The following is a 20,549-nucleotide window of genomic DNA, read 5'->3' on the forward strand; positions in this document are numbered from 1 at the left end:
GCTGTACGGGCATCGGTTTCCTTTCACGATCTATGTTGCAAGTGCCCGGCACGCCGCATTGTTCCCCAGCCAGCCGATCGCATCTCCACGAACGATCGCCCGGCGGATCAGCCCGGGTCGCGCAGCTTCGCGCCGAGAAATGCGATCAGCGTCTCGACGCGCGCAGGACGCAAGGGGCTGGGCGGGGTGAGCAGATGGAGGCCAATCGGCGCGGGCGCCCAGTCGTCGAGGATCGTCACCAATGCCCCCGACGCGAGATGCGCGTCGATGATGAAATCGGGCAGGCGCGCAATGCCAAGCCCCGCGATCAGCGCCGGGACCACCGCCTCTCCGCTGTTCGCGGTCAGCGGTCCCTGCAGACGCACCGACACGTCGGCACCGCCCGGGCCATGAAAGCGCCACGGCCCAACGACGTTCGAATAGCCGATCAGCCGGTGCTCGCCGAGTTGCCCCGGGTGCGTCGGCGTTCCGTTGGTGGCGAGATAGGCGGGTGCTGCGACGATGTGCGTCTGGATCGTGCACAATCGTCGCGCGCGCAGCGAACTGTCGGGCAGTTCGGCGATGCGGAGCGCGACGTCGAACCCCTCCGCGACGATGTCGACGCGCGCATCGGACAGATGCAGGTCGATCTCGATCCCGGGATGCGCGAGCAGGAATTCCGCGAGCAGCGGCGCGACGTTGGTGATGCCGAAGCTCATCGGTGCGGCCAGCCGTACGCGCCCCGTCGGCGCGGTGGCGGCATCGTTCGCCGATTCCTCGGCAAGCCGGGCTTCGGCGAGGATGCGTGCGGCATGCTCGGCAAGCGGCTTGCCCGCTTCCGTCAGCGCGAGGCGGCGCGACGTGCGATGGAACAGCGACTGGCCCAGATGCGCCTCGAGACGCGTGATCGCCTTGGACACCGTCGCCTTGCTCAACCCGATCGCATCGGCGGCGGCGCTGAACGAACGATGCTCGACGACGCTGGCGAAAATCGCCCAGGCTTCGAGATCGGGCAGGCGCATGGACGGGCTCTCCGCAGCAAAGCGCTATAGCTAGCGGGGGAAACGATCGGTTTCCAGCGTTTCTATTTACGGCGTGATCGCATCGCCTATCTTGGTGCCAACAGGTGGAGACATGCAATGACCACGACTCTCGGCACTTCCCGCGCGACCGCCCCCGTCAAGGCGGAGCGTCGCGCGTTCGAAAGTCTTGGCCACGCCGATCACGGCTGGCTCAAGGCGCGGCATCACTTTTCGTTCGCGAACTACTACGACCCCGCCCGGATGGGCTGGGGCGCGATCCGCGTCTGGAACGACGACGAGATCGGCGCGCAGTCGGGTTTTCCGCCGCATCCGCACCAGGACATGGAGATCATCACCTATGTCCGCAGCGGCGCGATCACGCACCAGGATCTCGCTCGGCAACAAGGGGCGTACCGAGGCGGGCGACGTCCAGGTGATGAGCGCCGGATCGGGCGTGCGGCATGCCGAGTATAATCTCGAGCCAGAGACGACGACGATCTTCCAGATCTGGATCGAACCAAGCCGCAAGGGCGGTTCGCCGAGCTGGGGCGCCAAGCCCTTCCCGAAGGGCGAGCGGTCGGGGCAGTTCGTGACGCTGGCCAGCGGCTTTGCCGACGATGCCGACGCGCTGCCGATCCGTGCGAACGCGCGGGTGCTCGCGGCGACGCTCAAGGCCGGCGACAGCGTCGATTATGCGATCGGCGACGGACGCCACGTCTATCTGGTGCCTGCGACGGGCGCGATCACGATCGACGACGAACGCTATGCCGCGCGCGATGGCGCGGCGCTTTCGGGCGGCCAGACGGTGACGATCACGGCTCAAGACGACGCCGAGATCGTTCTGGTGGACTCGGAATAACACTCCGCCCTTCCAAACGCGGAAGGGCATCTCACGCGAAGGATAGTCTGCATGACCAAGGTTCTCGTCCTCTATTACTCGTCCTACGGCCATATCGAGCAGATGGCGGATGCCGTCGCCGAGGGTGCCCGCTCCGGCGGGGCCGACGTCGATATCCGTCGCGTGGCGGAAACCGCGCCGAAGGCCGTCGTCGAGTCCGCGCATTTCAAGACCGACACCGCGCATGCCGAAATCGAGGGCCCCGACGCGCTGAAGGACTATGACGCGATCATCGTTGGCGCGCCCACGCGGTTCGGCCGGATGCCCGCGCAGATGGCATCGTTCTGGGATACGACCGGCGGGCTGTGGTTCTCGGGCGCACTGGTCGGCAAGGTCGGCGGCGCGTTCACCTCGACCGCGAGCCAGCATGGCGGGCAGGAGACGACGCTGTTCTCGATCCTGACCAATCTGCTCCATCACGGCATGACGATCGTCGGGCTCGATTACGGCTTCCAGGCGCAGATGGGCGTCGACGAGGTCAAGGGCGGCTCGCCGTACGGCGCGACGACGATCTCTGATGGCGACGGCAGCCGCATGCCGAGCAGCGTCGAGCTCGACGGTGCGCGCTATCAGGGCAAGCGGATCGCCGAGACGGCCGCCAAGCTCAAGTAAGACGGGCCCGACGGACCCATGGCGAAAGCGCCGCAGCCGCGTTCAGCGTCTGCGGCGCTTTTTCTTGAATCGATCGCCGGGGCCGCAATCACGGGAATCGGCGGCGGCGCGGTGAAACGGACGACGATTGGCTGGATGCCGGGGTCGGCCGGATAGAGGCTGCGGGCCTTGGCGAAAACGAAACGCGCCCTGGCGGCTCCCGGCGCGTCGCCGCTGGTCCCAACCCAGCGCCAGTGCCACGGCTCCCATTTGACGTTCTGCTTGTTGCCGCCGGGAAAGCTCTGCTCGAACCCGAAGCGGGGCGCGTTGGCCCGAAGCCAGCGCGCGGCCGGGGTGGCGGCCATGCACGCCTCGGCATCCGGGCAGCCATTGGCGGGACGCACGGCAAAGTCGAGCGCATAGCCCGTCGAATGCTCGCTATAGCCGGGCGGCGCGACCGAGATCGCACGGTCGGAGGCATCGGCGCCCGACTCGCGACAAAAGACGCTGCGCTGCCGGGCGATCGAGCGCTGGCAGGACAGTCCGCGGATCTGGCCCATGACGGCGGGATCGTTCTGCGCCGCTGCGATGAGGCGGAGCAGGTCGGGCAGGATGTCGCGACGCACGATGCATGGTTGCCCGATCGTGAACTCGGCCGGAGTCGCGACGAGTTCGTCGAGCGGCGCGTCCCCGTAGGGAAGATGCCCGAAGGCGCGCCCGTCGGCGGCGATCGCGGCGCTTTGTCCGGCGCAAAGCTGCGCCTCGGCGGCGGCTGGAACGACGAGCGCCGCCAGCAGGAGTGTGCAACGCAACATGATGCAGGCTCTGGCATGCGGGCGCCGATACTGGCAAGGGCGGGCAATGCATGGTGAACGCGTACTCTTCCTCGACGGCGAGGCCCTGGTGATCGACAAGCCCGCAGGGCTGCCGGTCGATCCCCTCGTGACGGCTCGCTCAGCCTCGAAAACCATCTCGAAAGCCTGAAGTTCGGCTTTCAGCGCTGGCCGATGGCGGTCCACCGCCTCGATCGTGACACGAGCGGCTGTCTGCTCCTGTCGCGCAATCCCAAGGCGCATGCGCGGTTGCAGCAGGCGTTCGAGCAGGGGCTGGTATCGAAACGCTATCTCGCGGTGCTCGACGGCGTGCCCGCAGAGGAGAGCGGTCTGATCGACATTCCGCTCGGCAAGGTGAGCACCGCCGCGGAGGGCTGGCGGATGGTCGAGGATCCCAAGGGCAAGGCGGCGCGGACGGGCTGGCGCGTGCTGGCGAGTCGCGACGGGCGATCGCTGGTCGAGTTCATCCCGCAGACGGGGCGGACTCACCAGATCCGCGTTCACGCAGCGCTGGGCCTGGGCGCCGCGGTGGTCGGCGATCCCGTCTATGGCCGCAAGGACCCGCTGGGCATGATGCTCCACGCGCAGAAGCTCGTCGTGCCGCGCGCCGGCAAGCCCGACGTCATCGGCGTGGCGCCGTTGCCCGAGCGGTTCGCGGTCGCCGGGTTCGATGCCGAGCCGGAGTCACCCGACGCACCCGCTCCGGTCGTCGCGGAGACCGACGCCGAATCCGACAATGGCTGAATTGCCCGGCGCTTCCCTGTTCGAGGGGGCGATCGAGGAGCGGTTCCTGGCGGCGTCCGGGCCTGGCGGGCAGAACGTCAACAAGGTTGCGACCGCGTGCCAGCTGCGCGTCGACGTCTTCGCGCTCGGGCTGCATCCCGAGACGTACCGCCGGCTGAAGATCGCGGCGGGCAGCCGAATGACCGCGAGCGGCGTCCTGGTCGTGACCGCGCGGCGCTTCCGCACGCAGGAGGCCAACCGCGCCGACGCGCGCGAGCGGGTGCTCGAGTTGATCGCACAGGCGGAGCAGCGCGAGGCGCGGCGCGTGAAGACCAAGCCGTCCAAGGCGGCCAAGGCCCGGCGGGTGGATACGAAGAAGGTGCGCAGCTCGGTCAAGGCGGGGCGGGGCCGCGTCCGCGAGGATTGAGCCGGTATCTGGCTGACCGCTGCGATTGATCGGTGTGCGTGCACCGACCGGTCGGGTTCCACGGCCTTTTGCAAAGCATCGTTTCCGCGGGCACCGGTTGGCGCGGCGGTCGCCCCGCTCTAGATGCGCATCCACAGGACGCGGTGATTGAAAGGCGATCATGTACCAGTTCGATATTTCCGGTGGCTCGAAGGCCGAATTGTACCGTGACCTGCTCGCCGCGCTCGACGCGTTGACGCATGACGAGCGCGATGCGGTTGCGAACATGGCGAATGCCGCGGCGCTGATCTGGGAATATCTGCCCGACCTGAACTGGGCCGGGTTCTACCGCGCGGTCGACGGCGAACTGGTGCTGGGGCCGTTTCAGGGCAAGGTCGCGTGCATCCGGATCGCGATGGGCAAGGGCGTGTGCGGCACCGCTGCGGCGGAGCGCACGACGCAACTGGTCGAGGATGTGCACGCGTTCCCCGGGCACATTGCCTGCGACGCGGCGAGCCGGTCCGAACTGGTGGTGCCGATCGTCACCGACGGGCGACTGATCGGCGTGCTCGATCTCGACAGTCCCGAGCCGGCGCGGTTCGATCGCGAGGATGCGGCAGGCTGTGAAAAGCTCGTCGCGCTGCTGGCGTCGCGGATGGCCTGAGCCGGTTGGAGCACCGCGCGGTGCTCCGAATCGGGACTGTGTCGTTGCTGGCAGGTCGGTCACCGCTTTGGTATCCAGCGCAGACCGCGTGGCTGAGATGCGGCGGGGGTGACGGGCGCAGGGAGAGCGAGACGATGCGGAACAGGGTGATTGCAGGCGTCGGACTGGCGTTCGCCGCGACGGGCAGCCTCGCCGTGGCCCAGCAACCGCCCGGGACGACCTATCGCGCGCCGGGTGCGAGGCCCGCGGCCGTGGCCCGCCCGGTTGCGCCGCCTGCCGGCACCCGCCCGGCTGCCGCGCCGCGCCTGGTCCATTCCGCGACGCCGACCGCCACAACGCCGCGCCGTGCGCGCTGGGGCAGCAAGGTCGGCGGGCGCTGGTGGGCCGGGGCCAATGCCCCTGGCGGCTGGAACAGCTACCGCCGGCCAACGCGTGGTTCGGCGTTGCCGCCCTATTGGATCGCGCCGCGGTTCGCGGTTAACGACTGGTCCAGCTATGCGTTGCCGCAACCACCGCAAGGCTATGCCTGGACCCGCTATTACGACGATGCGGTCCTCATCGACAGTCGCGGATCAGTGTACGATACGATGGGTGGGCTGGACTGGGACCGGGTCGACCGGCCCGTGCGTCCCGGTGTCGACTATGCGCAGGTCGACCGGACGACCTTGGTCACCGCCCGGCCGGCCTATCCCGCGCCACGCATCGCGGCCCCACGCGGGCTGCAGGGCGACGACCGCGTCACGATGTCCCCGTCGCCGCGGCGTGACACGGGCGCAGGCGGCGCCGTCGCGGGCGCCGCGGTGGGTGGTCTGGCCGGCAACGTCATCGCAGGACGTGGCAACCGGCTGGGCGGGACGCTGATCGGCGCGGGCGTCGGCGCGGCGGCGGGCTATGCCATCGACAAGGCCGAGGACCGGGGCCGTCCCGCGCCGCCGCCCTTGCCGCCGCGACGTGGTGGTCCGGACTATCGCGACCGGGATGCCGGTCGGGTCTATGCCGGTGCCGTGGACGGCGGGCGCGGCTTTGACGGCCCCCGATACGATGGTCCCCGGTACGATGATCCCCGGTATGAAGATCCCGGCTACGACGGCCCGCGCGACAGCGATCGGTATTTCGACGGGCGTGACTATGACGATCCGCGCTATGACGGGCCCGTTTATGACGATCCGGGCTACGAAGACCGCCCGGTTTATGTCGATGGCCGGGCAGGCCTCGCGGGCGGGCGTTGGGTGTCGCCCGACGGCATGACGACCGTGACGACGACGGGGGGGCCTATCCCTCGGTCCGGAGTTATCCGGGCGGGTCGTCGACGACGGTGGTGATCCAGTCGGCGCCGGTCACGACGACCACGACGACGACCGAATACATCACCGAGCCGGTCCGCTACACGACGCATGGCCCACGCACGACACGCACCAAGACGCGGTACGTGAAGTCGCGCGCCACCAGATAGGCGGCGCGCGGGGACGCTCGACCGCGATTAGCGGCGGCGTTCGCGGCCGGCGAAGGTCACGGTGCTCTCGCTGCCGTCCGCGCTCAAGGCAGACACACCGACGAAGTGATCGTCGACGGGGGTCTGTTTGAGCAGCGTCTCGGTGGCGGTGACATCCCGCATGTCCTTCCAGTCCTGCGTATCGTTACGCCGCCAGCGGACGCGATAGCCTGCAGCACCCGGCACTGCGGCCCATTTCACCTGCGTGTCGCGCGACAGCGCGCCGGCGATCGTCACGTCGGCGGGCGCGGCGGGCGCGGCCGCGAGGCGCGCGAGCGTCGCGACGTTGATCGCGGTGACCTTGGCGAGATACGGGAAATCCATCGCGGCGATCGTGTCGCCATACTCGACCTCGTTCTCGGTGCGCAGATCCTGGTGCTGGCGATCCCAGTTCTCGGCGGCGACGGAGAAGCGCACGGCCGGATAGCCGAGCTTGAGAAACGGCTCGTGATCGCCGCCGCGGCCGAACCGGTCGGGGCGACGGTCGAGCATCACGTCGAGCCCGCCGGGGATCGTCTGCGCGATGCCGTCGATCGTCTTGGCGAGTGCGCGGCTGGGGCCGTCGTCCTCGCCACCCTCGGCCCGGCGGCCGATCTGTGCGGCGAGATCCTCGGAGGCGCGGATGCCCTCGGAGAACACCCGGACGCTCGACGCCATGCGCACGCCGCCCTGGCCGACCGTGTTGCCGACGATGTCGTTGTTGAGCATCGCGCTGACCGCCCAGCCGCGCGCCTTGGCGGTATCGGCGAGCAGTTCGGCGCCCCACAGCCCCTGCTCCTCACCCGAGAAGACCGCGTAGACGATCGTCGCGTCGAACGTGCGCGTCGACAGCGCGCGTGCCGCCTCGAGCACCAGCGCGACGCCCGAGGCATTGTCGTTCGCACCCGGCGCATCGCTCGTCACGTTCATGACGTCGGTCACGCGGCTGTCGATATGCGCGCCGACGATGATGACGCGGTTCGGATCGCGGCCCTTCTGGATGCCGAGCACGTCCTCGACATAGACGCCGGTCGGTGCGCGCGGACCCGAGACGGTGCGCCCGATCCGCTCGACGGTGATGCAGCCGCCACAGCCGCGACCGATCTCGGTAAAGCGCGCCGCGGCCCAGCGGCGCGCGGCACCGATGCCCCGCTTCGGATCGGTGGTCGTGGAGGCGGTGTGGCGCGTGCCGAACCCGACCATCGCGGTCACATCGGCCTTGAGGCGGGTGGCGGAGGGCGCGGGAAGCGCGGCGGCGGCTGCGGCGAGCAGCGGGAGGGCAAGAATTGGCATCGCCGCCATCGTGGCGGCTTCGGCCGGGGAGCTCAAGCGGGGAGTGTTGGATTTGAGGAGTTTAGCGCTTCACCTCCGCCATCTCGCTTCTCCGTCATCCTGACGAAAGTCAGGACCCAGGGTTTCAAGCGTGCCGCCAGTGGCTCTGGGTCCTGACTTTCGTCAGGATGACGGGAGCGCTCGGCCATATGAAGGGCGCTCGGCCATACGGGCTCGCCGGAGGTCGTCAGCTCAGCCGGTCGATCGCCTCGCTCGTCAGCGATCCCGGGATGATCATCACCGGCACCGGCAGCGCACCCGCGTCGGTACCCGAGAAATGCGCGATCAGGTCGCCCGGTGCACCGCTCGCGGCCGCACCGAGGACGAGTGCGGCGATGTCCGGGTTGGCGGCGATCATCTCGCGGATGATCTTGGGGCCTTCGCCCTCGCGGACGGTGATCGACGGCCGCAGGTCGGATTCCTCGATCAGCGTCCCTGCCGCAGCCGCGACGAGACCCTCGGCATGCAGCCGCGCCTCCTCCTCGATCGTCGCCTGGACGCCGCCAAAGGCGATGAATTCCTGCGGCGGGATCAGCGTGAGGATCTCGACGCCGCCGCCGGTCTTCACCGCACGGCGCGCGGCGAAGCGCAATGCGATCCCCGCTTCGGGCGATTCGTCGATCACCACCAGATAGACGCGCATCTCGTTTCCCCTCCCGTTTTCGCGCTCTTGGTGACGTGCGGATGCGGTTCGCGCAAGGGGATCACACCGCCGCGGGGTTGACCCGGAGGGGCGGGGGCGCGAGTAGGCGTGCCGTTACGTAACGCCCTGGGGAAATCCATGTCGATCGAGATCAAAATGCCTGCCCTGTCGCCGACCATGGAGGAGGGCACCCTCGCCAAATGGCTGGTGAAGGAAGGCGACACCGTGAAGTCCGGCGACATCATGGCCGAGATCGAGACCGACAAGGCCACGATGGAGTTCGAGGCGGTCGATGAAGGCGTGATCGCGAAGATCCTCGTCGCCGAGGCAAGCGACAACGTGAAGGTCGGCACCGTCATCGCGATCCTCGCCGAGGAAGGCGAGGACGCATCGTCGATCGAGGCGCCGACCAAGAGCGAAACGCCTGCGCCCGCCGCCAAGGAATCCGAGAGCAAGCCCGATCCCAAGGATCCGAACGATACCGGCAGCGAGGCAAAGCCCGTGTCGCGGACGGCGGAGACGGCGGAGGATCATGGGCGCCCAGCCGATGCTGGTGCCGCACCTGCGCCCACGCCCGCGCCCGCTGCTGCCAGCGGTGATCGTGTGAAGGCGAGCCCGCTCGCGCGTCGCCTTGCCGCCGACAAGGGCATCGACCTTGGCGCGGTGTCCGGTTCGGGGCCGAAGGGTCGCATCGTCAAGGCCGACGTCGACAGCGCGAAGCCGGGCGCAGCGCCCGCCGCGAAGACCGAAGCCGCTGCGCCGGCCGCGTCCGCTGCCGCCCCGGCGCCTGCCGCCAGGCCTGCGACCGTGCCGGACATCCCGCACGAGGCGACCAAGCTCAGCAACGTGCGCAAGACGATCGCGCGGCGCCTGACCGAGTCGAAGCAGACCGTTCCGCACATCTACCTGACCGTGAACATCCGTCTCGACGCGCTGCTCAAGCTGCGCGGCGAGCTGAACACGAGCCTCGAATCGCGCGGCGTGAAGCTGTCGGTCAACGATCTGCTGATCAAGGCGCAGGCCGTCGCACTGATGCAGGTCCCGACGTGCAACGTGATGTTCACGCCCGACCAGCTGATCTCGTTCCAGCGTGCCGACATCTCGGTCGCGGTGAGCACGCCGTCGGGGCTGATAACGCCGATCATCGTCGGCGCGGACACCGCCTCGCTGTCGTCGATCTCGACGCAGATGAAGGACCTCGCCGCGCGCGCACGCGACGGCAAGCTGAAGCCCGAGGAATATCAGGGCGGCACCGCCTCGATCAGCAACATGGGCATGTTCGGCATCACGCAGTTCGATGCGGTCATCAACCCGCCGCAGGCGATGATCCTCGCGGTCGGGGCGGGCGAGAAGCGTCCGTACGTCGTCGGCGACGAGCTTACCGTGGCGACCGTGATGTCGGCGACCGGCAGCTTCGATCACCGTGCGATCGACGGCGCGGACGGTGCGCAGTTCATGAAGGCGTTCAAGCATCTGGTCGAGAACCCGCTGGGCATGCTGGCGTAAGACCGTGACCGCTGTGGCCCCTCTCCCGTTCGCCCTGAGCGAAGTCGAAGGGCATGAGTCCCATGTGCCTCGACTTCGCTCGGCACGAACGGGATTGGGCCGGCGCGCGTCATGACCAGGACGGCCATCGAGATCCTGCACATCCTCGCCGGGCTGGCGGTCGCGGTCGCGATCACATGGGCGGCGGCGTGGTCCTATCCGCTCGGGCAGGACGTGATCTGGTGGTGCGGCGCGGCGGCGATGGTCGTGACGGTGATCATGGGGATCGGGCCGCTGCGGCAGGCCCGCCTGCGCGACAGGCAGGTAGACAGGAGCGAGGCGTGAGCGAGCTGCCACCCGAGAAGGCGCCGACGATCCGCGTCACCGCGATGCCCGCCGACGCCAATCCGTACGGCGACATCTTCGGCGGATGGCTGATGGGGCAGATGGATCTTGCCGCCGGATCGGTCGCGTCGCGACGCAGCGGTGGTCGTGCGGTGACGATCGCGGCGGACGCGATGAAGTTCCACATGCCCGTCATCGTCGGCGACGAGGTATCGGTCTACGCGGAGCTAATCGCGGTCGGCCGTACGTCGATGACGATCGAGGTCGAGGCCTGGCGCCGTGCGCGCCACAGCAACGACAGCTGCAAGGTCACGCAGGCGCGTTTCATTTTCGTGGCGGTCGGCGACGACCGCAAACCGCGGCCCGTGCCGCCGGCAAATTCCTGATTCAATGAAGGACTCTATTCATGGCTGACACCTTTGATCTGGTCATCCTGGGTTCGGGCCCGGGCGGATATGTCGCGGCAATCCGCGCGAGCCAGCTCGGCCTCAAGGTCGCGATCGTCGAGCGCGAGCGCCTGGGCGGCATCTGCCTCAACTGGGGCTGCATCCCGACCAAGGCGCTGCTGCGCACGTCGGAAATCTATCACTACATGCAGAACGCCGAGAGCTATGGCCTGAAAGCGGACAATGTCGGGTTCGACCTCGCCAAGGTCGTCGACCGCAGCCGCAAGGTCGCGGGCCAGCTGAACGCGGGCGTGAAGGGCCTGATGAAGAAGAACAAGGTGACCGTCGTGGAAGGCGTCGGCACCGTGACCGCAAAAGGCAAGCTGAGCGTCAAGCAGGGCGACAAGACCGTCGAGCTGGAGGCCAAGAACATCATCGTCGCCACCGGCGCGCGCGCGCGCGACCTGCCGTTCGCCAAGGCCGACGGGAAGACCATCTGGACCTATCGTCACGCGATGGTGCCGACCGAAATGCCGACCAAGCTTCTGGTCATCGGATCGGGCGCGATCGGCGTCGAGTTCGCCAGCTTCTACAACGACATGGGCGCCGACGTGACGATCGTCGAGATGCTCCCGCGGATCCTGCCGGTCGAGGACGAGGAGGTCTCCGCGTTCATGGACAAGGCGCTGACCAAGCAGGGCATCACGCTCCTGACCGGCACCGGCCTCGAAGGCCTCGCGCCATCGGGCAGCGGCGTCACCGCGAAGATCAAGCACAAGGACGGCAAGGTCGTCGAGGAGACGTTCAGCCACGCGATCGTCGCGATCGGCATCGTCCCCAACACCGAGAATATCGGGCTGGAGGCTTTGGGCGTCGAGACCGACCGCGGGCACATCAAGACCGACGGTTATGGCCGCACCAATGTCGACGGCATCTGGGCGATCGGCGACGTCACCGGCGCGCCGTGGCTCGCGCACAAGGCCAGCCATGAGGGGATCATCGCGGTCGAGAAGATCGCCGGCGGTTCGCCGCACCAGATGGACAAGGCCAACATCCCCGGCTGCACCTATTCGCGCCCGCAGGTCGCGAGCGTCGGCATGACCGAGGCCAAGGCCAAGGAAGCCGGCTATGAGCTCAAGGTCGGCAAGTTCCCGTTCATCGGCAACGGCAAGGCGATCGCGCTCGGCGAGGCCGAGGGGTTCGTGAAGACGGTGTTCGACGCGAAGACTGGCGAGCTGCTCGGCGCGCACATGGTCGGTGCGGAAGTGACCGAGCTGATCCAGGGCTATGTCGTCGCGCGCCAGCTCGAGACGACCGAGGCCGAGCTGATGGAAACGGTGTTCGCACACCCGACGCTCAGCGAGATGATGCACGAGAGCGTCCTCGCCGCCTATGGCCGCGCGATTCACTACTAGGCGGTTCGCGGTTGCAGGACGGTCGGGATCGGCGGCGGCAACGCCGGGTCCCGGCCTCCCCGCGGCAACGGCGGCTAGGTCCAGTACAGGATCCGCGCATGCGGAAGCCGGTCGGCGATCGCGCGTTCGAAGCAGGTGCGCAGCGCACGCATCGTCGCGGCGTCGTAAACCTGCTTCTCGGTCCCGAACTTGGTCCGCTTCGTCACGCGGTTGGCGCCCGTCATGTCGAGCGCCGATCCGGGATACCAGCTGTCGAGCACGGCCTTCGACCCGGGATTGTACCGGTGCGTGATCAATTCGACCGTCAGGTCGAGCTCGGGCAGCCCGTGCAGTGCGGTGGCGACGTCGTCGATGAGGCCCGCATAGGCATCCTCCCAACCCGGCGCGGCGATGATCGGGGCGATCGTCAGTCCGATCGGATAGCCGGCCTCCGCCATCTGCCGCAACGCCTGCAGACGCCGACCGACGGGCGCGGTGCCGCCTTCGAACCGCGCAAAGGCCTTCGGGTTGAGCGAGGCGCGCATCCGCGTCCGGCCGCCGTGATCGAGCGAGAGGAGCGGGGCGACGTCGGCGAACTTGGTCGTGAACCGCAACTGCGCGTCGACGTCCCAGCGCCCAAACGCCGCGATCATCGTCGACAGCGACCCGGTCAGCGGTTCGAGTGCAAGCGGATCGGTATAGCAGGACGCCTCGAACGTCGTGCCCTCGTGCGCGCGGTGCGCGCTGCGCGTGGTGATCATGCCTTGGCCGAGATAGGCGGGGAGCGCGTCGAGGATCTCGTCAAGATTGGCATAGACGCGCGTGATCGGCGGCCCCTTGAGCGACCCCGCCAGATAGCAATAGCTGCAATGCGCGGGGCAGCCCTCGGCAAGGTCGACCCGCCAGTCCGCACTGGGCGCGATCGGTTGGAATTTGCGCTTCGACGGCGGCGCGACGACGACCGCGAGCGTCGCCTTCGCATCGACATAGGCGCGACGGGGGTCGTCGGCGAAGTCGAGGTTGAGCCGATCGCCGGGCAATTCGACGATTTCGACGCCGAGCGCCGCCGCCCGGTCGACGATCGATCGCCCGTGCGCGAAACCGCGTGCCGACCGCGTGATCAGGAGGCGCCGCGGACGCCATCCGGCAGCCTCCGGACGCGGTGAAGAGGGAAGGGGCTGCACGTCTGCACAACGGGCGGCGGCATCGGTTGTTCACGATGATGCAACGAAACAGCAGGATTTCGCGCGCAGGAGGATACCGAGGCTCTTCAGACAGTTAAGGCAATATCTGTTGCCGGGAGCCAATATGAAAACGATCCTTGTCGCCGCCAGCCTGATCGGGCTGGCGACATCCGCGGGTGCGCAGGTGCCGGGGGATGCCAAAGCCGGCGCACAGCCGGTCATCGGCCTGAAATCGCAGCCGGCGCCTTACGACACCAAGTCGGTGATCAATCACCCCAGGACGATCGGATGGCCCGAGGGGCGCAAGCCGGTCGCACCGCAGGGGTTCGCGGTGACCAGATTCGCCGGCGGGCTCGACTATCCGCGCCAGGCTCTGCTGCTGCCCAATGGCGACGTGCTCGTCGCCGAGGCGCGGACCAAGCCGAAGCTCGATGCCGATCCCGAAGTCCAGCGGGGACAGGCCTTGTCGAAGACGACCGGGTTCAGCGCCAACCGCATCACGCTGTTGCGCGATACGAACCGCGATGGCGTGGCGGAGCAGCGTTTCGTCCTGCGCGACGGGCTCAACCAGCCGTTCGGGATGCAGTATACCAATGGCCGGCTCTATGTCGCAAACACCGACGGCGTGGTCAGCTTCCCGTTCACGCCGGGCCAGACGCGGATCGATGCAGCGCCCAAGCCGCTCGTCGCGCTTCCCGCGGGCGGGTACAACAACCACTGGACGCGCAACCTGCTGATCAGTCCCGATCAGCGCACGCTCTACGTCTCGGTCGGATCGGCCTCGAACGTTGGCGAGCACGGCATGGACGAGGAAAAGCGTCGCGCCGCGATCCTGGCGATCGACCTGAGCAGCGGCCGCGAGACGCTGTACGCCTCGGGCCTGCGCAATCCGGTGGGGATGGCGTGGGCGCCCGGTTCGCCGGTGTTGTGGGCCGCGGTCAACGAACGCGACGAACTGGGCGACGACATCTCGCCCGACTATCTGGTCGGCGTGAAGCCGGGTGGCTTCTATGGCTGGCCATACAGCTATTACGGCAAGCAGGATCCCCGGCATGCCAACGAGAAGCGCGAATTGCTGGCGACGACCTTGATGCCCGATGTCGCGGTCGGGCCGCATGCGGCGGCGTTGGGGCTGGCGTTCGCCAAGGGGACGCCGACGACGCAGCAGACCGCCTATGTCGCGCGGCACGGATCGTGGAACCGGTCGAGCTTCATCGGCTATGACGTGCTGTCGGTGCCGTTTGCAGCCGGACGTCCGACCGCGGCGCCGCGGCCGTTCCTGACCGGGTTCGTCGCGGACGAAAAGAAGGGCGAGGTCTATGGCCGCCCCGTCAGCGTCCAGACCCGCGAGGACGGCGCGGTGTTCGTGGTCGACGACGCCGGTGACACCGTCTGGATGGTGCGACGCTCGTCGTGACCCGGCGTTTTCGGCGGGCGGCGGGCGCGTCGCTCGTCGCCGCTTCGATCGCGGTGTCCGCGTCCGCTGCATCGGCGCAGTCGGTCCCGTTCCTCGATACCGAGGACGCGACGCTGTCCGGGATCGACGTCGGTGAGGGCGATGTGCATCCGATCCTGTCCTTCGACGTCCGCAACGGCGACTATGCGCGCGGCGCGCTCGACGACGACGCCGCAGGGCTGGGACGCGTGCCCGTGCATATCGCCATCGGCGGTGCCGCCGTGCTCCGGCGCGATGCCGATGGCCGGGGAAGCGTGTTCGTCGTCGGCCAGAGCTCGAACGGGTTCCACGCGCCCAGTGCCGAGGAGCGTGTGCGGCCGCGGGCCTGGTATGAAAGCAACACGATCGTCGGACTGGCATGGCGCCCGGTCGAAGGCGTGACGACGGCGGCGGCCTATGCGATCAAGACGAGTCCGAACGGGATCGCCGCCACGACGCATGAGGCGAGCCTGAGCTTTCTGTATTCCGCGAAGGACGCGATCGGTGCGCTCGCGCCGCGGGTCGCGGTCACGCGACGTACGAAAGGCAATGGCGGCGTCTACACGATCCTCGGCATCGCGCCGCAATTCGCGCTCGGCGACGGGGAGTCGGCCGCGACGCTGACGCTGCCGGCGACGGTCGGGGTAGGGTGGCAGGGCTTCTATGCGGCGGGCGCAGGCGACCGTGTCTATGGCAGCACCGGGCTGACGCTGGCGAAGCCGGTCCGCATCGGCGGGGCATCGGCATCGGTCCAGGCCGAAGTGCTGGCGCTGGTCCGCGACGACGGGTTGCGCCGGCTCGATGCGCCCGGCGGCACGACGGATACGATCGTACCGCTGGCGACGGTGTCGGTGACGATGGCGTGGTGACGGCTGATGTGGTGACGGCTGGCGTGGCGACGGCTGGCGGATCTCATCGCGTGTTCACGGGTTCAGCCTTCGCTGTCCCCGTCGCAGAAGCGTGGAAGCGGGAGGATTGATCGAATGACCAGCGAACAGCAACAGGCCGATCGGCGGATGAATGTCATTACCTGCGGCCTGGCCGTGATGGCGTTCGGCGCGATCATCACGCTCGGCGTGCTGGAGGACCACAAGCCCAAGATGCAGTCGAAGATGGCAGGCGCGAAGAGCGTCGTGTCCACGCACCAGATGATGGAGCGGCGCAGGGCGCGGATGGCGCAGGCGACGGCGGGATTGTCGACGACGCCGTAACGCCGCCGTCGCACCCGCCTACCGCGACGCGACCCGAGCGGCTAGGAGCGGGCGGATGTCGCGACTGATCCTCTTCAACAAGCCCTATGACGTGCTCAGCCAGTTCACCGATCGCGGCAGCGACGGCGTGCGAAAGACGCTCTCGGCGTTTATCGACCTGCCCGGCGTGTATCCGGCGGGACGGCTCGACCGCGACAGCGAGGGGTTGTTGCTGCTGACCGACGACGGTCGTCTGCAGGCGCGGATTTCGGATCCCAGATTCAAGCTGCCCAAGACCTATCTCGTGCAGGTCGAGGGCGTACCCGACGACGCGGCGCTCGACCGGTTGCGTGACGGCGTGGTGCTGAAGGATGGGCCGACACGTCCAGCCGTCGCCGAGCGGATCGCCGATCCCGGGCTGTGGCTGCGTGACCCGCCGATCCGCGTCCGCGCGAGCATTCCGGACAGCTGGATCACGCTGACGATCCGCGAGGGACGTAACCGGCAGGTGCGCCGCATGACGGCGGCGATAGGGTATCCGACCCTGCGGCTGATACGGTGGAGCATCGGCGAATGGACCGTCGACGGTGTGGCGCCGGGCACGTGGCGCGATGGCTAGGCCGCTGCCGCTCCGCTGCTGACCGAACCCGCGCAGCACGCGCTCAAGATTTCAACCGCGTGGCCGCATGGCGTTCGGCATGGCGCAGCAGCGTGTCGAGATCGTCGCGGCTGATGTCGAAACTGGTATGCATGTCGGCGAGTGCCGCGTCGATATCACTATCGTGCAGTCGAACCGGCGGTGGCGCCGAGGGCGCGGCGCGGCGGCGGGCCGGGATGCCACGACGTGGCGAAACAGCAGCGCGACCAGCACGAGCGCCACCGAATTGATCCCCACCGGGGTCAGCGCGAAGCCATAGCCCGCGGTATGGATCCCCTCACTCCCGATCACCGCGGTGAGCGCCGCCGCTCCGCCGGGCGGGTGGAGGCACCGCGCGATGGACATGACGAGGATCGCGCCGCCGACCGCAGCGCCCGCGGCCAGTGCGGTACCGGGCACGAGACGGAATGCCGCGACGCCGACCAGCGTGGACAGGATGTTTCCGCCGATCACCGGCCAGGGCTTTGCCAGCGGGCTCGACGGCACCGCAAAGACTAGGACTGCCGATGCACCGAGCGGCGCGACGATGATCGGGAGGTCGACCGTCGACAGCGGCAACGCGCCGCAGACGATGATCGTCAGCGCGATGCCGATCGCCGCGCCGATACACGCGATCAGGCGGTCGGGCAGCGTGGCGCCCGCGAGGATAGGCTGAAAGACGGACATGCAGTTCCCACTCTGTGCGGGGACGTCGCGACACCGTGCCCCCGGCGGCGGGGCATCGGGCGGCACGGCCCCATGCGGAACCAAAAGGCGTTCCGCGGCATCTAAGATACCCGCCACGATGGACCGTTAGCAATGACCCCAGACGATCTCGAACATCTGCGACGCTGCGTCGAACTGGCCACGATCGCGACCGATGCGGGCGACTCGCCCTTCGGGTCGGTCCTGGTCTCGGGCGCCGGCGAGGTTCTGTTCGAGGATCGCAACCGGACCGGGCAGGGCGATGCGACGCGGCATCCAGAATTCGCGATCGCGCGGTGGGCCGCGGAGCACCTGACGCCCGACGAGCGCCGCGCAGCGGTGACCTACACGTCTGGCGAGCATTGCGCGATGTGCGCGGCGGCCCACGGCCTCGTCGGGCTTGGCCGGATCGTCTACGCCACCTCGACTCAGCAGCTCGGCGTCTGGATGCACGAACTCGGCCGGCCGCCGCTCGGCATCGAGCTGTTGCCGATCACCGCGGTCATCGCGAAGGCCGAGGTCGAAGGACCCGTGGCCGAATTCGCCGACCCCATCCGGGCGCTCCATGCCCGCGCAAAGCCCTGAGCAAGGGCGCGTCAAGACCGTCTAGACAGCCACGCCCGTTTGCTCGACATGGTCGGCGATCGCGCCGGCGGTCGTCCACCAGATCCGCGGATCGTCCGCATCGCGCAGCGTCTGCAGCACCTTGGCCAGCGCAGGCACGCGGTGCGGCTGGCCCACGATGTACGGATGCAGCGCGACCCCGAGCACGACCGGGCGGCGATCGCATTCGGACAATAGCTGGGTGACCGCGTCCTGAAGCATCGTCGCGAACCCGTGCGCCTCCTGCTTGCGCGCGATCACGGCCGGAATGTCGTTGATCTCCTGCGAATAGGGCACCGACAGGAGCGAGCCCGTCCTGGTCGCCAACCGCGTCGGCTGGTCATCATGCGCCCAGTCGAGTACGTAGCGATAGCCCGCCTCGGCGAGCAGGTCCGGCGTGTGGTCGCTCTCGGAAATCCACGGGCCCAGCCATCCGGTCGGACGCGCGCCGATCGCGGCAAGCCGGTCGGTGACGCTGGCGATGATCTTGCGTTCCTCGCGCTTCGTCAGCGTGCCCTGTGCCTGCGCATTCGTGCTGCCATGCGCGGCGATCTCGTCGCCGCGGTCGCGACATGCTTCGGCAAGACCGGGACAGCGATCGATCACGTCCGCGTTGAGCAGCGCGGTCGTGCGCAGTTGCAGCCGGTCGAACAGGTCGAACAGCCGCCACGCGCCGACCCGATTGCCATAGTCGCGCCATGCATAATTCATGACGTCGGGCTGGGACTTTGCAGGTGCAAGCTCGGCACCGAGCCCGCCGCCAAAGTCGAAGACCTCGTAGTTGATACCGAAATACAGCGCGAGGCGACGACCCCCGGGCCAGTCGTAATCCGGGCGATCGATGATCGGACGATAGGCATAGCGTGGGGATTCTGATTGGCTCATGCCGCGGGAACGCCCGGACGTTCCAATTGGGTGCGCCCATCATTTTCGCGGCAGACGGATGGTTTTTTACGGGCACCGCTTCACCGGCTGCGGCATATCGGGCGTCGGACAGGGTCACGCGTGCGTTGAGTCGATCGACATGCCGCGCGCGATCGCGTCGGCCCGAAGGAGACGATGATGGTTGCGGATTATGACGCTCGGCTAGGCCTGTATATCGGCGGAGAGTGGCTGACGGGCGACGGACGCGAGACGCAGGACGTACTGAACCCCGCGACCGGAGCCGGGCAGGCGGCGCTGCCGCTGGCGACGCCCGCCGATCTCGACGCCGCGCTCGAGGCGGCACAGCGCGGCTTCGTGCTGTGGCGCGCCACCGCGCCCGAGGCGCGTGCCGCCATCCTCATCAAGACCGCAGCCCTGCTTCGCGAACGCGCCGACCACCTCGCGCGGATCGCCACGCTCGAACAGGGCAAGATCCAGGCCGAGGCGAAAGGCGAGGTCGCGTTCGCCGCAAGCCTGCTCGAATTCCACGCCGGCGAGGCGCAGCGGATCTACGGGCGCGTCCTGCCGCGTCCGCAGGGCACGCGCAGTCTCGTTCTCCAGCAGCCGGTCGGCCCCGTCGCGGCGTTCTGCGCGTGGAACTTCCCGATCATGAACGTGGTGCGCAAGATCGCCCCCGCGCTCGCCGCGGGATGCTCGATCATCATCAAGCCCAGCGAAGAGACCGCGGGATCCGCCGTCGAGGTGCTGCGCTGTTTCCAGGATGCCGGGCTGCCCGGGGACGTGGCGCAGTGCGTGTTCGGCGTGCCCGACATGGTATCACGCCAGTTGCTGGCGTCACCGATCACGCGCAAGCTGAGCTTCACGGGGTCGGTGCCGGTCGGCAAGCATCTGATGAAGCTCGCCGCGGACACGATGATGAAGACGACGATGGAGCTCGGCGGGCATGGCCCGGTCCTCGTGTTCGACGACTGCGATCTCGACAAGACGCTCGACATCCTGGTCGCGCACAAGTTCCGGAACGCCGGCCAGGTCTGCGTCGCGCCGACGCGGTTCCATGTGCAGCAGGGTATCTACGACCGCTTCGCCGCGGGCTTTGCCGAGCGGACCAGGGCGCTGAAGGTCGGCAGCGGCATGGCGTCCGGGACGCAGATGGGTCCGATGGCGAACGCCCGGCGCCCTCAGGCGATGGCGGACCTGGTCGACGACGCGCGTACGGCGGGCGCGCGCCTGCTCGCGGGCGGCGGTCGCCTCGAGGAGTCGGGCGGCGGTTTCTTCTTCACGCCGACGGTGCTCGCCGACGTGCCGCTCGACGCGCGTGCGATGAACGAGGAGCCGTTCGGTCCGATCGCGCTCATCCGGCCGTTCGAAACGGTCGAGGACGCGGTCGAGCAGGCCAATCGCCTGCCGTTCGGGCTGGCCGCCTATTGCTTTACCGAAAACGGACGCCGGCAGAACATGCTCGGCGACGCGATCGAGGCCGGCATGATCGGAATCAACACGGTGAAGCTCAGCGCGCCCGACAGCCCGTTCGGCGGGATGAAGGACAGCGGGCACGGCTCGGAAGACGGCCCCGAAGGCGTCGCGGCGCATCTCGTCTCGAAGACCGTGCACATGGTGTGACGCACGCGGGCGGCGGCGTCAGCGGGCCGCCCGTACGCGCAGTCCCGGTGGCGGCGGGGGTGCGTCCGCAGATCCTGGCCCCACCACCGCCTGTTTCCCGGATCGGCGGACGTTATCT

Annotated in this window: 22 protein-coding genes and 2 pseudogenes; 17 read left to right on the forward strand and 7 right to left on the reverse strand. The window is 68.3% G+C overall.

What is annotated here, in order from left to right:
• Positions 1–107: 107 nt before the first annotated feature.
• Entirely contained in the window at positions 108–1,001 is an 894-nt protein-coding gene (locus QP165_RS15090; RefSeq protein WP_333996237.1) for a LysR family transcriptional regulator, read from the reverse strand.
• Positions 1,002–1,118: 117 nt separating this feature from the next.
• On the opposite strand from QP165_RS15090, the pseudogene QP165_RS15095 reads away from it, so the two are divergent.
• Positions 1,119–1,860: pseudogene (locus QP165_RS15095) on the forward strand (pirin family protein).
• Positions 1,861–1,911: 51 nt separating this feature from the next.
• On the forward strand, positions 1,912–2,511 hold the full coding sequence (wrbA, locus tag QP165_RS15100) for an NAD(P)H:quinone oxidoreductase (protein ID WP_333996238.1): 600 nt from the start codon (positions 1,912–1,914) through the stop codon (positions 2,509–2,511).
• Here wrbA and QP165_RS15105 read toward each other — a convergent pair.
• The gene (locus QP165_RS15105) at positions 2,469–3,305 is read right to left on the reverse strand and encodes a M15 family metallopeptidase (RefSeq protein WP_333996239.1); all 837 of its coding nucleotides are present in this window, start codon (positions 3,303–3,305) and stop codon (positions 2,469–2,471) included. The two genes, wrbA and QP165_RS15105, sit on opposite strands and share 43 nt — an antisense overlap.
• 46 nt (positions 3,306–3,351) lie before the next feature.
• Between QP165_RS15105 and QP165_RS15110 the strand changes: the two are divergent.
• The 5 genes and pseudogenes from QP165_RS15110 to QP165_RS15130 all read left to right on the forward strand — a co-directional run bounded on the left by QP165_RS15110 (position 3,352) and on the right by QP165_RS15130 (position 6,569).
• Positions 3,352–4,067 (forward strand): annotated as a pseudogene (locus QP165_RS15110) (RluA family pseudouridine synthase).
• Positions 4,060–4,473 carry an alternative ribosome rescue aminoacyl-tRNA hydrolase ArfB gene (gene arfB, locus QP165_RS15115; RefSeq protein WP_056020931.1) on the forward strand — a complete coding sequence of 138 codons (414 nt, stop codon included), beginning with the start codon at positions 4,060–4,062 and terminating at the stop codon, positions 4,471–4,473. The pseudogene QP165_RS15110 and the gene arfB overlap by 8 nt, the downstream one beginning before the upstream one ends.
• A 160-nt stretch (positions 4,474–4,633) precedes the next feature.
• Positions 4,634–5,116 carry a GAF domain-containing protein gene (locus QP165_RS15120; protein WP_056020934.1) on the forward strand — a complete coding sequence of 161 codons (483 nt, stop codon included), beginning with the start codon at positions 4,634–4,636 and terminating at the stop codon, positions 5,114–5,116.
• A gap of 134 nt (positions 5,117–5,250) precedes the next feature.
• Positions 5,251–6,438: an RcnB family protein gene (locus QP165_RS15125; RefSeq protein ID WP_333996240.1), complete on the forward strand. Its 1,188-nt coding sequence runs from the start codon at positions 5,251–5,253 to the stop codon at positions 6,436–6,438.
• Positions 6,435–6,569 carry a hypothetical protein gene (locus QP165_RS15130; protein WP_333996241.1) on the forward strand — a complete coding sequence of 45 codons (135 nt, stop codon included), beginning with the start codon at positions 6,435–6,437 and terminating at the stop codon, positions 6,567–6,569. Before QP165_RS15125 ends, QP165_RS15130 begins: the two co-directional genes overlap by 4 nt.
• 27 nt (positions 6,570–6,596) lie before the next feature.
• Here the strand turns inward: QP165_RS15130 and QP165_RS15135 are convergent, their stop codons facing one another.
• Positions 6,597–7,889: a M20/M25/M40 family metallo-hydrolase gene (locus QP165_RS15135; protein ID WP_333997047.1), complete on the reverse strand. Its 1,293-nt coding sequence runs from the start codon at positions 7,887–7,889 to the stop codon at positions 6,597–6,599.
• 217 nt (positions 7,890–8,106) lie between these two features.
• Entirely contained in the window at positions 8,107–8,562 is a 456-nt protein-coding gene (locus QP165_RS15140; protein WP_333996242.1) for a universal stress protein, read from the reverse strand.
• Between the two features lie 138 nt (positions 8,563–8,700).
• On the opposite strand from QP165_RS15140, the gene QP165_RS15145 reads away from it, so the two are divergent.
• From QP165_RS15145 to lpdA, 4 genes are all read left to right on the forward strand, one after another.
• The gene (locus tag QP165_RS15145) at positions 8,701–10,068 is read left to right on the forward strand and encodes a pyruvate dehydrogenase complex dihydrolipoamide acetyltransferase (RefSeq protein WP_333996243.1); all 1,368 of its coding nucleotides are present in this window, start codon (positions 8,701–8,703) and stop codon (positions 10,066–10,068) included.
• Between the two features lie 111 nt (positions 10,069–10,179).
• A complete protein-coding gene (locus QP165_RS15150; protein WP_333996244.1) occupies positions 10,180–10,392 on the forward strand; it encodes a hypothetical protein in 213 nt (70 codons plus the stop codon).
• Positions 10,393–10,436: 44 nt separating this feature from the next.
• The gene (locus QP165_RS15155) at positions 10,437–10,778 is read left to right on the forward strand and encodes an acyl-CoA thioesterase (RefSeq protein WP_333997048.1); all 342 of its coding nucleotides are present in this window, start codon (positions 10,437–10,439) and stop codon (positions 10,776–10,778) included.
• A gap of 20 nt (positions 10,779–10,798) precedes the next feature.
• Positions 10,799–12,193 carry a dihydrolipoyl dehydrogenase gene (lpdA, locus tag QP165_RS15160; protein ID WP_333996245.1) on the forward strand — a complete coding sequence of 465 codons (1,395 nt, stop codon included), beginning with the start codon at positions 10,799–10,801 and terminating at the stop codon, positions 12,191–12,193.
• A gap of 74 nt (positions 12,194–12,267) precedes the next feature.
• Here the strand turns inward: lpdA and QP165_RS15165 are convergent, their stop codons facing one another.
• Positions 12,268–13,356 carry an SPL family radical SAM protein gene (locus QP165_RS15165; RefSeq protein WP_333996246.1) on the reverse strand — a complete coding sequence of 363 codons (1,089 nt, stop codon included), beginning with the start codon at positions 13,354–13,356 and terminating at the stop codon, positions 12,268–12,270.
• 124 nt (positions 13,357–13,480) lie between these two features.
• Between QP165_RS15165 and QP165_RS15170 the strand changes: the two genes are divergently transcribed.
• The 4 genes from QP165_RS15170 to QP165_RS15185 all read left to right on the forward strand — a co-directional run bounded on the left by QP165_RS15170 (position 13,481) and on the right by QP165_RS15185 (position 16,600).
• Positions 13,481–14,773 (forward strand): PQQ-dependent sugar dehydrogenase, encoded by a 1,293-nt coding sequence (locus QP165_RS15170; RefSeq protein WP_333996247.1) that lies wholly within the window; start codon positions 13,481–13,483, stop codon positions 14,771–14,773.
• Positions 14,770–15,660: a hypothetical protein gene (locus QP165_RS15175; protein ID WP_333996248.1), complete on the forward strand. Its 891-nt coding sequence runs from the start codon at positions 14,770–14,772 to the stop codon at positions 15,658–15,660. Before QP165_RS15170 ends, QP165_RS15175 begins: the two co-directional genes overlap by 4 nt.
• Before the next feature lie 114 nt (positions 15,661–15,774).
• Positions 15,775–16,002: a hypothetical protein gene (locus QP165_RS15180; protein WP_056020966.1), complete on the forward strand. Its 228-nt coding sequence runs from the start codon at positions 15,775–15,777 to the stop codon at positions 16,000–16,002.
• Between the two features lie 55 nt (positions 16,003–16,057).
• Positions 16,058–16,600 carry a pseudouridine synthase gene (locus tag QP165_RS15185; RefSeq protein ID WP_333996249.1) on the forward strand — a complete coding sequence of 181 codons (543 nt, stop codon included), beginning with the start codon at positions 16,058–16,060 and terminating at the stop codon, positions 16,598–16,600.
• Positions 16,601–16,651: 51 nt separating this feature from the next.
• On the opposite strand, the gene QP165_RS15190 is transcribed toward QP165_RS15185, so the two are convergent.
• Entirely contained in the window at positions 16,652–17,305 is a 654-nt protein-coding gene (locus QP165_RS15190; protein ID WP_333996250.1) for an HPP family protein, read from the reverse strand.
• 132 nt (positions 17,306–17,437) lie between these two features.
• On the opposite strand from QP165_RS15190, the gene QP165_RS15195 reads away from it, so the two are divergent.
• Positions 17,438–17,908, forward strand: a complete 471-nt coding sequence (locus tag QP165_RS15195; protein WP_333996251.1) for a nucleoside deaminase — start codon at positions 17,438–17,440, stop codon at positions 17,906–17,908.
• Between the two features lie 21 nt (positions 17,909–17,929).
• Here QP165_RS15195 and QP165_RS15200 read toward each other — a convergent pair whose 3' ends face one another.
• Positions 17,930–18,811, reverse strand: coding sequence for a polysaccharide deacetylase family protein (locus QP165_RS15200; RefSeq protein ID WP_333996252.1), 882 nt, complete (start codon positions 18,809–18,811; stop codon positions 17,930–17,932).
• A 177-nt stretch (positions 18,812–18,988) separates the two neighbouring features.
• Between QP165_RS15200 and QP165_RS15205 the strand changes: the two genes are divergently transcribed.
• On the forward strand, positions 18,989–20,431 hold the full coding sequence (locus QP165_RS15205; protein ID WP_333996253.1) for an NAD-dependent succinate-semialdehyde dehydrogenase: 1,443 nt from the start codon (positions 18,989–18,991) through the stop codon (positions 20,429–20,431).
• The last annotated feature ends 118 nt before the right edge of the window (positions 20,432–20,549 follow it).

Source organism: Sphingomonas sp. 22R3R2A-7, assembly GCF_036856055.1.
Lineage (GTDB): Bacteria > Pseudomonadota > Alphaproteobacteria > Sphingomonadales > Sphingomonadaceae > Sphingomonas.

Coding starts and splice junctions, on each gene's coding strand:
- QP165_RS15180 (WP_056020966.1), top strand. CDS start 15,775: ATGACCAGCGAACAGCAACAGGCCGATCGGCGGATGAATGTCATTACC.
- QP165_RS15190 (WP_333996250.1), bottom strand. CDS start 17,305: ATGTCCGTCTTTCAGCCTATCCTCGCGGGCGCCACGCTGCCCGACCGC.
- QP165_RS15135 (WP_333997047.1), bottom strand. CDS start 7,889: ATGGCGGCGATGCCAATTCTTGCCCTCCCGCTGCTCGCCGCAGCCGCC.
- QP165_RS15170 (WP_333996247.1), top strand. CDS start 13,481: ATGAAAACGATCCTTGTCGCCGCCAGCCTGATCGGGCTGGCGACATCC.
- lpdA (WP_333996245.1), top strand. CDS start 10,799: ATGGCTGACACCTTTGATCTGGTCATCCTGGGTTCGGGCCCGGGCGGA.
- QP165_RS15155 (WP_333997048.1), top strand. CDS start 10,437: ATGCCCGCCGACGCCAATCCGTACGGCGACATCTTCGGCGGATGGCTG.
- QP165_RS15185 (WP_333996249.1), top strand. CDS start 16,058: ATGTCGCGACTGATCCTCTTCAACAAGCCCTATGACGTGCTCAGCCAG.
- QP165_RS15105 (WP_333996239.1), bottom strand. CDS start 3,305: ATGTTGCGTTGCACACTCCTGCTGGCGGCGCTCGTCGTTCCAGCCGCC.
- QP165_RS15150 (WP_333996244.1), top strand. CDS start 10,180: ATGACCAGGACGGCCATCGAGATCCTGCACATCCTCGCCGGGCTGGCG.
- QP165_RS15145 (WP_333996243.1), top strand. CDS start 8,701: ATGTCGATCGAGATCAAAATGCCTGCCCTGTCGCCGACCATGGAGGAG.
- QP165_RS15125 (WP_333996240.1), top strand. CDS start 5,251: ATGCGGAACAGGGTGATTGCAGGCGTCGGACTGGCGTTCGCCGCGACG.
- wrbA (WP_333996238.1), top strand. CDS start 1,912: ATGACCAAGGTTCTCGTCCTCTATTACTCGTCCTACGGCCATATCGAG.
- QP165_RS15120 (WP_056020934.1), top strand. CDS start 4,634: ATGTACCAGTTCGATATTTCCGGTGGCTCGAAGGCCGAATTGTACCGT.
- QP165_RS15140 (WP_333996242.1), bottom strand. CDS start 8,562: ATGCGCGTCTATCTGGTGGTGATCGACGAATCGCCCGAAGCGGGGATC.
- QP165_RS15200 (WP_333996252.1), bottom strand. CDS start 18,811: ATGAGCCAATCAGAATCCCCACGCTATGCCTATCGTCCGATCATCGAT.
- arfB (WP_056020931.1), top strand. CDS start 4,060: ATGGCTGAATTGCCCGGCGCTTCCCTGTTCGAGGGGGCGATCGAGGAG.
- QP165_RS15090 (WP_333996237.1), bottom strand. CDS start 1,001: ATGCGCCTGCCCGATCTCGAAGCCTGGGCGATTTTCGCCAGCGTCGTC.
- QP165_RS15195 (WP_333996251.1), top strand. CDS start 17,438: ATGACCCCAGACGATCTCGAACATCTGCGACGCTGCGTCGAACTGGCC.
- QP165_RS15205 (WP_333996253.1), top strand. CDS start 18,989: ATGGTTGCGGATTATGACGCTCGGCTAGGCCTGTATATCGGCGGAGAG.